This window comes from Candidatus Izemoplasmatales bacterium (assembly GCA_041649275.1).
GTDB lineage: Bacteria > Bacillota_I > Bacilli_A > Izemoplasmatales > Hujiaoplasmataceae > UBA12489.
The window spans coordinates 1-12276 of sequence record JBAZNL010000016.1; the positions used below are offsets into that span (position 1 = coordinate 1).

The window sequence follows — 12276 nt, forward strand, 5'->3', positions numbered from 1 at the left end:
ACATCAAGACCAGGATCGGTTGGGTCTATTTGGCGGTTGTCATGGATCTTTACAACCGTGAAGTCATCGGCTATGCGACGAGTCAGCGAATCGACACCGAGCTCGTGAAGCGGGCGTTGGGAGAAGCTGTCGGGCGGTATCCGGATACCGAAGGCACGATCTTCCACAGCGACCGCGGAACCCAGTACGCAGGAGCGGGATTTCAAAACGCTTTGACGTCATACAAGATGCATGGCAGCATGTCTCGAGGCGGATGTCCCTACGACAACTCCTGTGTCGAGAGCTTCTTCGCTCAACTGAAGAAAGAACGGATCTATCGCAGGACGTATCGCGATCTTAACGAAGTGAATGATGACCTCTTCGACTATATCGAACTCTTCTACAATCGGAAGCGGATCCACTCGACCTTGAATTATCAAACGCCAATCGGATTCAGATTTAGTAATGTGTCTTCCCTTTGTGCGGTTTAGGTGCTATGATGAATGAAAAGGAATGGATTCAAAACAGAACAAAGGTACCAAGATGAAAAAACGCAAAACCACTCATTAAAAACCACTTAATCCAACGCCTGGGGCGCCATTATTTACCAATATGATTCTGGGCTTGGGGTCGCCAACGCCAACCCGTTCCGTTACCGTTCCTATTATTATGACACGGAGACCGGCTGGTATTACTTGCAGTCGAGATACTACAATCCATCGATCGGAAGGTTCATCAGTGCGGATGGCTTGGCGGGGCAGCAAGGCAACGTGCTGAACCACAATATGTACGCCTACTGCGCGAACAATCCAGCGATGTATACCGACGCGACTGGAAATTCATGGGATTCATTCTGGAATGATGTTAATTCATGGTTTGTTGAAAAGATCATCAATCCCGTCGGATGCGCAATCACTGATGCTGTGTTTTGGACCGTGGATACCATTGCCCCCGAAAACGATATCAACACAATTCAACTGGGTTTTTCATTTTTCGCCGGGTGTGGGTTTGAGTACACTTTCGCGACAGGATACGCGCTCGATAGAGAAGGCAATTTCGGAAAATACATCACATCGACGATTCCGGGAACAGGGGCCTGTATCGGAGATGGCGTATCTCTTGGATTATCACTATCGTTTTCAAATGCACAAACAATCAATGATTTGGCTGGAAGAAATGTGAACGTTGGGGCGTCGGCGGGAGTATCAGTCTATGGCGTTTCGATAGGAATCGGAGTTGATTGGTCAAAAAGCCTGGATAATGGATATACTACTTGGTCTGGAAGTTGCAATATTGGAGTTGGGAAGATACCCTTTGAGGGCCACGCTTCGCTCACCTATACTTGGATAATTGACACATACTCGTTCAGAGAGGGCATATAAATATGTATCTACGACAACCCAAATCAAGTGTGTTGACCTGGCTTGTTGCCATGTGTATCTGCTCGGTTCTTACTGGGGCGCTCCATTTGCTTAATGCAACATCATCCACTGATTCTGGCAATCTGCCCCTTTTACTCCAAGTGGATGAGATCGCGGTCGGAAATGAAAGGGTTTATTGTTTGGATAATATGTACGATAAGATATACATATATAACATAGATGGCGCATTTCATAGTTTTGTCGTTTTGCCATTCTGGGGTCAGAAATACATCCATTTCGAGAACGAGGAACTTGAGGTACTCATTACGGCCAAAGACAGGAATGTCCTCATGTACTATGATGAAGATGGGGTGTTTATAAGTGAAGCGCAACTAGAATCAGCAAATGACGTCTCATGGCACGATTCAATCGTCAGAACAGAGTCGGTCGATTGTGGAGAGACGCATTATGAATTTATAGATCGTATCATTTTGCCCTCTGTGATTAAAGCGTCCGGCAGTGTGGAATTGTTCATCAACGTAGAACCATTCGTTTCACATTTGATATGGAATGTCTCGATTCTCACGTGGGCATCTTCAATCATTTATGGATCATATTGTCTTCTTCGACATTATTTGAAAGACCCAAAATAAAGTGGGGTTGTTTCTACTCTGTACCCCAAGTCAAGGACACTTCACAAAAATGGACTTGTTTATTCCTTTGTTCCTTTGGATTGGTATGGTTCTTAATCAGTGGGTACTGAATGGTATCATATAGGTACAAACTGAAGGGAAGAGAAACCATGCCAAGCAACAATTCAAAATACACGAATGTTTTGGTTTGGCAACACCGAATTGGACAGCATGTTTATGGACATGCTATGACGGTATTGATCCGGGCTCAAGTAACCGAGCGCACCGCGCAACCGAAACTCGTTGTAAAAAGTTGAGATAGTGTCAAAGTCAAGGTGGATATGATGGAAAATGGCGGTGAAAAATGCCGGTTCCAGCCGGTTCCGTCGTAACATCTACACCTCCGCTTATCCGGAATCGGACTTCATTTCTTTCGCTCTTCTGAAGTGCGTTATATTTGATGTATAACAAAAAAAGCAGGAATCGGACGACACTCCGATTCCTGCTGCTTTATTATGGTTCAAATACATTGATTCAGATCACATGCTCTGGTGCGAGTCCGTTATCGGATCCTGTTTCGAGTGCTTCTTCACGGCGGCGAGCCTTGCCCTGCGGACGACGGCGATCAGGATCAGGATCAGGATGTTGACGGAGACGATCGCCGCACCCGAGGGGATGTTGAAGGAGTAGGCGCCCCAGAGGCCGAGGAAGACGGAAAGTTCCGAGAACAGGATCGAGATGATCGTCGTCGAGCGGAAGCTCCACCCAACCTTCATCGCGGCCGCGACCGGGATGATCATCATCGAGGAGATGAGGAGCACGCCCGCGGCCTCGAGCATGATCGAGACGACCACCGAGAGCACGATGATGAAGACGAGCTGGAAGAAGTTGAGGTTGATGCCGAGGAACTTGGCGTTGCTCTCCTCGAAGGAAACAGAGATGATCTGGCGGAAGAAGACGAAGTAGAGCGCGATCACGACGATCGCGGTCGCCGCGATCCAGACGATGTAATAGTCCGTGACCGTCAGGATCGACCCGAAGAGGTAGTTGTAGAGCGAACCGGTCTTCTTCGAAAGGGAGAAGAAGATCGCGCTCACGGCGGTTCCGAGGCTCATCACGATCGGCATCGAGATTTCCTTGTAGGACTTGTAGTAGCGCCGGAAGGCCTCGATCAGAAGGCCGCCGACGACCGAGAAGACGATCCCGAGAAGAAGCGGCCGGTCGGCGAACATGGCGTTGCCGAGCGAGTAGGAGAGGAAGAGCGAGAGCGAGATGCCGACGAGCGAAAAGTGCCCGAGCGTGTCGGCGATGAAGGACAGGCGGCGGATGATGACGATCGAGCCGATCAGCGGCGCGAGGACGCCGAGCATGATGCCGGCGAAGAACGCGCGCTGCATGAACGATTCGGTGAAGAGATCGCTGATGAACGAGAGGGTGATCATGCGATCTCCTCCGTCGGCGGCTGCGCCGGTCGTTCGCGGTAGGTATGCTCGAGGTTCGTGTCCATCCGCAGTTCGTGGGTGTAGTCGACGTTGTCGAGCGACTGCTCGTGGCTGATCAGGATGATCGTGACGCCTTCCGCATGGAGCCGGTTCACGGTCTTGCGGAAATACTCCACGTTCTTGCGGTCGATCGACGCGGTCGGTTCGTCGAGGATCAGCAGGCGCGGTCCGTTCAGCATCGCCCGGACGATGAAGACACGTTGGATCTGTCCGCCGGAGAGGCTGTTGATGGAGTCGTTCATATTTTCGAGGATCCCCATCTCGTCGAGCAGTTTCAGTTTGAGGGCCTCCGAGGTGCGATGCAGTTTCGAGACCGACAGAATCTCCGAGACGGTGATCGGGAACTCGTAGTTGAAGTCGTCGAACTTCTGCGGGACATAGCCGATTTCAGTCCATTTCCGGTAGTAGTTGATATCCTCGTGGTTGAAGAAGATGACGCCGTTGGCGACCGGATTGAGGCCCAGGAGGCATTTCACGAAGGTTGATTTTCCGGAACCGTTTCGCCCCGAGACGACCACGAAATCACCCGGTTTGATCGTCAGCGAGAGGTCGCGGATGACCGTTTTATGCCCGTACGAGAACGTCAGATTGTTGATGTCGATGAGCATCCGATCACCTCGCCTTCTTCGTCTATTGTATCACAGCGGCCGGATTTATTGAAACAATAATGTTCAAAAACCGCCCCATCTATGAGATAATATAGAGAAGAAGCGGGTGCATACCATGACGGGAAAATTCGTGACGTTCGAAGGGACCGAAGGGTCCGGCAAGACCTCGATCATCGCGCAGATCGAAACCTATTTCAAGGCCAAGGGCTACCCGGTGCTCGTCACCCGCGAGCCCGGCGGGATCCGTATCTCCGAGAAGATCCGCGACATCCTGCTCGACAAGGCCCATACCGAGATGGATCCGCGCACCGAGGCGCTGCTCTTCGCCGCCTCGCGCCGCCAGCATCTCGTCGAGCGGATCATCCCCGCCCTCAGCGAGGGCGTGCTGGTCCTCTGCGACCGCTTCGTCGACAGTTCCCTGGTCTACCAGGGGATCGCCCGCGGCCTCGGCGTGGACGAGGTCTTCGCCATCAACAGGTTCGCGATCGAGGACGTCATGCCCGACCTGACGATCTTCATCGACGTCACCCCCGAGGTCGGCCTCGCCCGCGTCTTCAAGAACAAGGGCCGCGAGGTCAACCGCCTCGACCTCGAGAAGCGCGAGTTCCATCATCTGATCTACGACGGCTACCAGCGCCTGATGCGCGAACATCCCGACCGCATCCGGGGCATCGCCGGCGAGCGTCCGATCTCCGATGTCGCCGCCGACGCGATCCGCCTGATCGAGAAGACGCTTTCCGCGAAGTAGCCCGATGTCCCTCTACGATTTCGAGACCCTCTCGCTCTACCAGCCCCGGGCGGGAACGGTGCTGAAGAACGGCTTCCTGCTCGACCGGCTGGCGCACGCCTACATCTTCGAGGGACCGCGCGGCACGAAGAAGCTCGACACCGCGACCCTCTTCGCCAAGCGGCTCCTATGCCTCCATCCGGACGGGGAGAACCCGTGCAACGCCTGCGTCAACTGCCGCCGCATCGACCACGGCAGCCATCCGAACGTCTTTCTGATCGAAGCCGAGGGCGAGCAGATCAAGGTCGACCAGATCCGCCGGATCGTCGCCGAATTCGCCCGCACCTCGCTTGAGGACGCGCCCCGCGTCTACATCGTGAACGACGCCCACAAGCTCAATCCCGAGGCCGGGAACACGCTTCTGAAGACGCTCGAGGAACCGGGCGCCGACATCTACGCGATCCTCGTCACCGACAGCTTCAACGCCATCCTCAAGACGATCGTGTCGCGCTCGCAGGTGATCCATTTCGCCGCCCTCGACAAGGACGTCGTACGCGCCGACCTCGTCAAGGCCGGCGTCGACCCCGCGCTCGCGGCGGTCATCCCCGAGTACACGAACAACTGCGACGAGGCCTGCCGCATCGGCGAATCGGAGAACATGGTCGCGGCCTTCAGGCTCGTCCTCGAGATCTATGAGATGGCCGGCAAGCCGAAGAAGTCGATGGTGCTCGCGTTCCGCGACAGACGCGACGCACTCCTCCCCGACCGCGACGCGAAGGACTTCTTCCTCACCCTGATGATCCTGTATCAGAAGGATCTGCTCAACGCCAAACTCCGCCGTCTGGACCAGATCGTCTACCGGACCGAGACGGAGCAGCTCGCGCGGCTTGCGGACAGCGTCACCCAGAAAACGATCCAAAACGGCCTGGAGCGGATGCTCACGCTCAAGTCCAGGCTGCGCTACAACATCAACGGCTGGCTCGCCTTCGACGGCCTGCTCGCCCATCTGGAAAGAGGGTTCCTCCATGCAGTATAAGGTCATTTCGGTGCGCTTCAACCGCACCGGCAAGAAGTACTATTTCGACTGCGCCGGCTTCGACGTCAAGAACGGCGACATGGTCGTCGTCGAAACCGTCCGCGGCAACGAGCTCGGCTTCTGCGCCGAGGATCCGAAGCTGCTCCCCGAGTCGGAACTCGTGTCGGCGCTGAAGCCGATCATCCGCATCGCCACCCACCACGACTACGAGCAGTACCAGCGGAATCAGGAAGAACAGCCGGAGGCGCTCCGCAAGTGCGCCCTGTTCGTCGCCAAGAACAAGCTCGACATGAAGCTGCTCAACTGCGAGTACACGCTCGACCGTTCGAAGCTGATCATCTACTTCAACGCCGAAGGACGCGTCGACTTCCGCGACCTCGTCAAGGACCTCGCGACCCAGTTCCGGGTCCGCATCGAGCTCCGCCAGGTCGGTGCCCGCGACGGCGCCAAGGTCCTCGGCGGGATCGGCCCCTGCGGCCTGCTCACGTGCTGCACGACCTTCCTCGGCGACTTCGAGACGGTCTCGATCAAGATGGCGAAGAACCAGAACCTTTCGCTCAATCCGACCAACATCTCCGGCCTCTGCGGCAAGCTCCTCTGCTGCATCCACTACGAGGACGCCAACTACAAGGAATACCGCCGCACGATGCCCAAGCTCGAAAGCTACGTCGACACGCCCGACGGCCGCGGGCGGGTCACCCAGCTCAACTTCCTCGCCCAGACCCTTCGGGTCGACTTCGGCTTCGGGAATCAGAAGATCTATCCCGTCGCCGACGTCCGCTTCGGCCAACCCGTCCAGGAAGAGGACGCCGCGGCCGGATCCGAGAAGGACCTGAAGGACCTCGAAGGCTGAGCCGATGGCTTCTTCCGTCCTCCAGGTCAACGACCTCATGGGATACGACGGCCTCAAGATCGTCCAGCGGGAGGACATGTTCGCCTTCTCGCTCGACTCGATCCTGCTCGCCGACTTCACGCACGTGTACAAGAAGACCGCGCGGATCATGGACTTCGGCACCGGCAACGCCCCGATCCCGCTCTTCCTCTCGCTCAAGACGGACAAGCCGATCGTCGGCGTCGAGATCCAGTCCGAGGCGGTCGACCTCGCCCGCAGGAGCGTCTCCCTGAACCGTCTCGAAGATCAGGTCGAGATCGTCGAAGACGACATCAAAGAACTCCACAAGCGTTACGAATCCTCCTCGATCGACCTGATCACGTGCAATCCGCCGTTCTTCAAGCTCGCCCCGGACGGCGGGAACACGAACGCCCTCGACGCCTTCACGATCGCCCGCCACGAGGTCAAGATCGACCTCGAGGGGATCGTCGTGCAGGCGAAGCGCCTGCTCTCGACCCTCGGGGTCCTGACGATGATCCACCGCGTCGACCGCCTCGAGGAGCTGATCGTGCTCCTGAACCGCCATCGGTTCGCGATCAAGCGCCTCCGCTTCGTCTATCCGAAGCGCGGGAAACCCGCGCAGGCCGTGCTCGTCGAGGCCTTCGCCAACGGCAGGCCGGGAGGCCTCCGGATGGCGGACCCGCTCTACGTCTACGAAGCCGACGGCACCTACACCGAAGAAGTCCTCGGCATCTTCCGCACCGGAAAGAAGTGATCCCCATGGAACGCCGACAGCACTACCAGAACGGCCGACCGACGCTCTACCTGATCCCGACCCCGATCGGCAACCTCGGCGACATGACCTACCGCGCCGTCGACACGATCCGTGCGGTCGACGTCCTCTACGCCGAGGACACCCGCGTCTCGCAGGGACTGCTCCGCCACTTCGAGCTCCACAAGCAGCTCCGCAGCTACCACGAGCACAACAAGGCGACCGAAACCGCCGTCCTCGTCGGTTTCCTCCGCGAAGGCAAGTCGGTCGGACTGATGACCGACGCCGGCATGCCGCTGATCTCCGACCCGGGCTTCGAGGCGGCCGCCGCGGCCGCCGCCGAAGGCTATAACGTCGTCGCCCTGCCGGGCGCGAACGCCGCGCTCGCGGGGCTCGCGATGTCCGGCCTGCCGCCGTGCCCGTTCTCCTTCGCCGGCTTTCCCGACCACAAGCAGGGGAAGCGCATGAAGGAACTGGAGGCGCTGTCCGGGAGGATCGAGACGCTCGTCTTCTACGAGGCGCCGCATCGCATGAAGGAAACGCTCATGGACATGCACCGCGCGTTCGGCGACCGCCGCGCCGCCGTGCTCCGCGAGATCACCAAGATCTACGAGGAGGCCGTCACCGGCATGCTCTCGGAACTCGCCGCCATCGACGAGTGGGTCGGAGAGAACGTGATCGTCGTCGCCGGCCGCTCCGAGGCCGACGTCCCCGCGCCATCGATCGACGTGAAGGCCGCCGTCGACGACCTGATCGCGGCGGGATCGTCCCGCACCGAGGCGATGAAGCGGGTCGCCGCCCGCATGGGCGTCCCCAAGAGCGTCGTCTACCGCACCTACCTCGAACAGAAATGAAATCCGGAAACGGGAGGGGATCCATATGAAGTTCGTCGCATTGCTCGCCGACGGATACGAAGACATCGAAGCCCTCGGCACGACCGCGATCCTGCGCCGCGCCGGCATCCAGGTCGATTTCGCGTCCGTTCTCGAAAAGGACATGGCCATCGGGTCGTTCGGCACGAAGGTGCTCGTCGACCTGCCGCTTTCGTCCGTCTCGGTCGCCGACTACGACGGCGTCCTGATCCCGGGCGGCGCGCAGTCGAAGGTTCTGCGCGAGCACCAGGGCGTCCTCCGGCTCGTCCGCGAGTTCGCCGAGACCGGCAAGTGGCTCACCGCCATCTGCGCCGGACCGACGGTACTCGGCGTCCTCGGACTGCTCGACGGCGTCAAGTACACCGCTTTCCCCAACACCGACTTGTTCATGCCTTCGGGCATCCGGGTCATGAAGCCGGCGGTCGCCTCCGGCAACATCGTCACCGGCGCGGGCGCCGGCTGCGTCACCGAGTTCGCGCTCGAGATCATCCGCGCCGTCCTCGGCAAGGACAAGGCGCAGGACGTCAAGAAACGGATCCTTTTCCGGGAGTTCGAATAAAGTCAGGAGCGAATGACATGAAGACATTCTACATCACGACGCCGATCTACTACCCGAGCGGCAAGTTCCATATCGGGTCCGCCTATACGACGTGTCTCTGCGATACGCTGGTGCGATACAAGAAACTGTGGGGATACGACACCCGCTTCCTGACCGGAACCGACGAGCACGGCCTCAAGATCCAGCAGGCGGCGGAAGCCGCCGGCAAGACGCCGCAGGCGCACGTCGACCACATCGCCGGGCTGGCGAAGGAGCTCTGGAAGATCCTCGACATCGAAAACGACGATTTCATCCGTACCACCGAACCGCGCCACGAACATGTCGTCGAAGGTATCTTCGAACGGCTGATCAGGCAGGGCGACATCTACCTCGGCGACTATTCCGGACACTACTGCGTGCAGTGCGAGGCGTACTTCACCGCCACCCAGATCAAGGATGGGAACATCTGCCCGGACTGCGGCCGCGAGACCAGGATCGTCAAGGAGCAGACCTATTTCCTGCGTTTGTCGAAGTACGCCGACCGGCTCCTCCGGTACATCGACGAGCACCCCGACTTCATCACGCCGGAAACCCGGAAGAACGAGGTCGTCTCCTTCGTCAAGTCCGGGTTGAACGACCTCTCCGTGTCGCGCACCACGTTCGACTGGGGCATCAAGGTCCCGTCCGACCCGAAGCACGTCGTCTACGTCTGGATCGACGCGCTCTCCAACTATATCAGCGCCCTCGGCTATTCGACCCCCGACGACCGTCTGTACAAGAAGTACTGGGTCGAGGGTGACGAGGTCCTGCACGTCGTCGGCAAGGACATCCTCCGCTTCCACGCGGTATACTGGCCGATCATGCTCATGGCGCTCGGCGTGCCGATCAAGTTCCGCCTCTTCGCGCACGGCTGGTATATGATGAAGGACGGCAAGATGTCGAAGTCGAAGGGAAACGTCGTCTATCCGGAACCGCTCGTCGCGCGCTACGGGCTCGACGCCTTCCGCTACTACATCGTCAAGGAACTCCCCTACGGCAACGACGGCGTCTTCACCCCCGAGGACTACGTCGCCCGCATCAACACCGACCTCGTGAATGACCTCGGAAACCTCGTCTCGCGCACCGTCGCGATGGCGAACAAGTACTTCGGCGGCACCGTTCGGAAGACGGAGCACGAGGACTCCACCCGCCGCTTCGAACAGGAACTTGAAACCGTCGCCGCGGAGGCGACGGCGGACTACTTCCGCTCGATGGACGAGTTCAAGGTCACCCAGGCGCTCGTCGCCACAAGCCGGCTCGTCGCCCGCACGAACAAGCTGATCGACGAGACCGCGCCGTGGACGCTCGCCAAGGATCCGGCGCTGAAGCCGGCGCTCGAGTCGACGATCTACCATCTGCTCGAGGCGATCCGGATCGCGACGATCCTCTACCGTCCGGTCCTGATCCGGTCGTGCGACCGAATCTTCGCCGCCCTCGGCGTCGAAGACGACCGCCGCGGCTTCGCCGACGTCGGCTTCGGAAAGAAGGAGACCTACGCCGTCGAACAGGCGATCGACCACCTCTTCCCGCGGCTCGACGCCGAGAAGGAGATCGAGGCCGTCAAGGCGATGATGAACCAGCAGAAGCCGGCCGAAGCGCCCGCGCCCGTCAAGAAGGCGGAGGTCGCGATCGAGGACTTCGCCAAGCTCGAGCTCGTCGTCGGCCACGTCCGGGAATGCGTCAAGCATCCGAACGCATCGAAGCTGCTCGTCCTGACGATCGACACCGGCGACCGCGTCCGCCAGGTCGTCTCCGGCATCGCCCAGTACTACAGGCCGGAGGAACTGGTCGGTCGCCGCGTCGTCGTGGTCGCCAACCTGAAGCCGGTGAAGCTGCGCGACGTCCTCTCCGAGGGCATGATCCTGTGCGCCGAACGCGAGAAGGGCTTTACCCTCGTCGAGGCGCCCGACGTCCCCGCCGGATCCGTCATCAGCTAGGAGCGGCCGTGAAGTTCAATCTCAAGAAGGAGCTCAGGACCCTGGGCTCCGTGCTTTTCGGAACGGCCCTGATCGTCGTCGGCATCGCCTGGTTCATCGACCCGGTGAAACTCTACACCGGCGGCGTGTCCGGGCTCTCCCAGCTGATCGTGAACGTCGTCGAGGCCGCCACCGGCGGCTATCGGATCAACCTCGGCATCCTCATCTACGGCTTCCAGATCCCGCTTCTGGTCTTCGGCTGGTTCAAGCTGTCGCGCCGCTTCATCGTCTACACGATCCTGTCGGTGACGCTCACGGCCTTCTTCCTCGCGCTCCCGATCGGTTTCCCGGTGATGGGGACCGACACGCTCGGAAGCGCCCTCGCCGGCGGAGGCCTGCTCGGCATCGGAAACGGCATCCTGCTTCGTAACGGCGCCTCATCGGGCGGCACCACGATCCCCTTTCAGTACCTGTCGCTCAAGACCGGCAAGTCGGTCGGCCTCTACCAGATCGCCTTCAACGCCGCGATCATCCTGATCGCCGGCTTCCGCTTCGGCTTGCCGATCGCGGTCTATACGATCGTCAGCCAGATGATGAACTCCGTCGTCATCGACAAGATCCACACCGCGTACAACTTCATGAAGCTCGAGATCGTCACCGATGCGCCCGACGACGTCCTCGCGGAACTCGCCAAGCGGCTGCCGCACGGCGTGACCGCCGTCGACGCCACCGGGCTCTACTCGCTCCAGTCGAAGAAGATGCTCTACACGATCATCTCCGTGCACGAGATGAACACCTACGTGAACCTCGTCCGCGAGATCGACCCGAAGGCCTTCATCGTCATGACGGGGGTCGACGGCGTGCGCGGAAACTTCAAGAAGAAGTTCATCAAGTGACACAAAAAAGTTGACGAAAAGCCGCTTGGGTGATATTATAGTACAGGTACATTTTGGTTTATCCCACAAGCTCCTTACACCAACCCCTAAGGAGGACAAACAAAATGAAAACCTACATGGCAAGTTCGGAAACGATCGAAACGAAATGGTACGTCGTCGACGCCGCAGGGCAGAGACTGGGACGGCTGGCCACGGAAGTCGCCACCGTGCTGAGAGGAAAGCATAAACCGACGTTCACGCCCCACGTGGACTGCGGCGACTATGTGATCGTCATCAACGCGGAGAAGGTCGAACTCACGGGCAACAAATGGGACGACAAGCTCTACTACACCCATTCCGGCTACAACTCGGGCCTCACGACGACGACGGCAAAGGTCATGATCCAGGAGAAACCGGTGAGAATGGTTGAACTTGCGATCAAGGGCATGCTCCCCAAGACGAAGCTCGGCGACAAGATGTTCGACAAGCTGTTCGTGTACGCGGGACCGGAACACAGACATTCGGCGCAGAAGCCGGAAGTCATGGTCATCAAGGGATAAGGAGGGACCGACATTGGCTAAATCAGT

At 58.7% G+C, this 12276-nt stretch carries 13 protein-coding genes; 11 read left to right on the forward strand and 2 right to left on the reverse strand.

The genetic code is table 11. From position 1 onward, the window contains the following. Both WC509_07450 and WC509_07455 read left to right on the forward strand, forming a co-directional pair. A partial coding sequence (locus WC509_07450) for an IS3 family transposase (protein MFA5007288.1) occupies positions 1-470 on the forward strand: 470 nt, incomplete at its 5' end. A gap of 108 nt (positions 471-578) precedes the next feature. Then, positions 579-1361: an RHS repeat-associated core domain-containing protein gene (locus tag WC509_07455; GenBank protein MFA5007289.1), complete on the forward strand. Its 783-nt coding sequence runs from the start codon at positions 579-581 to the stop codon at positions 1359-1361. 1150 nt (positions 1362-2511) lie between these two features. Here WC509_07455 and WC509_07460 read toward each other — a convergent pair. Then, a complete protein-coding gene (locus WC509_07460; GenBank protein ID MFA5007290.1) occupies positions 2512-3414 on the reverse strand; it encodes a metal ABC transporter permease in 903 nt (300 codons plus the stop codon). Next, complete coding sequence (locus WC509_07465) at positions 3411-4082, reverse strand: ATP-binding cassette domain-containing protein (GenBank protein ID MFA5007291.1); 672 nt, start codon at positions 4080-4082, stop codon at positions 3411-3413. Before WC509_07465 ends, WC509_07460 begins: the two co-directional genes overlap by 4 nt. A 115-nt stretch (positions 4083-4197) precedes the next feature. Between WC509_07465 and tmk the strand changes: the two genes are divergently transcribed. From tmk to rplM, 9 genes are all read left to right on the forward strand, one after another. Further along, positions 4198-4830 carry a dTMP kinase gene (gene tmk, locus WC509_07470; protein ID MFA5007292.1) on the forward strand — a complete coding sequence of 211 codons (633 nt, stop codon included), beginning with the start codon at positions 4198-4200 and terminating at the stop codon, positions 4828-4830. Positions 4831-4834: 4 nt separating this feature from the next. Beyond that, complete coding sequence (holB, locus tag WC509_07475) at positions 4835-5845, forward strand: DNA polymerase III subunit delta' (protein ID MFA5007293.1); 1011 nt, start codon at positions 4835-4837, stop codon at positions 5843-5845. Further along, complete coding sequence (locus WC509_07480; GenBank protein ID MFA5007294.1) at positions 5835-6698, forward strand: stage 0 sporulation family protein; 864 nt, start codon at positions 5835-5837, stop codon at positions 6696-6698. The genes holB and WC509_07480 overlap by 11 nt, the downstream gene beginning before the upstream one ends. A 4-nt stretch (positions 6699-6702) precedes the next feature. Then, complete coding sequence (locus WC509_07485) at positions 6703-7452, forward strand: tRNA1(Val) (adenine(37)-N6)-methyltransferase (GenBank protein ID MFA5007295.1); 750 nt, start codon at positions 6703-6705, stop codon at positions 7450-7452. A gap of 5 nt (positions 7453-7457) precedes the next feature. Then, on the forward strand, positions 7458-8303 hold the full coding sequence (gene rsmI, locus WC509_07490; protein MFA5007296.1) for a 16S rRNA (cytidine(1402)-2'-O)-methyltransferase: 846 nt from the start codon (positions 7458-7460) through the stop codon (positions 8301-8303). Between the two features lie 25 nt (positions 8304-8328). After that, positions 8329-8880: a DJ-1/PfpI family protein gene (locus WC509_07495; protein MFA5007297.1), complete on the forward strand. Its 552-nt coding sequence runs from the start codon at positions 8329-8331 to the stop codon at positions 8878-8880. A 17-nt stretch (positions 8881-8897) separates the two neighbouring features. Beyond that, positions 8898-10835: a methionine--tRNA ligase gene (metG, locus tag WC509_07500; GenBank protein MFA5007298.1), complete on the forward strand. Its 1938-nt coding sequence runs from the start codon at positions 8898-8900 to the stop codon at positions 10833-10835. An 8-nt stretch (positions 10836-10843) separates the two neighbouring features. Further along, a complete protein-coding gene (locus tag WC509_07505) occupies positions 10844-11710 on the forward strand; it encodes a YitT family protein (GenBank protein ID MFA5007299.1) in 867 nt (288 codons plus the stop codon). Positions 11711-11814: 104 nt separating this feature from the next. Next, positions 11815-12249: a 50S ribosomal protein L13 gene (gene rplM, locus WC509_07510; protein MFA5007300.1), complete on the forward strand. Its 435-nt coding sequence runs from the start codon at positions 11815-11817 to the stop codon at positions 12247-12249. The last annotated feature ends 27 nt before the right edge of the window (positions 12250-12276 follow it).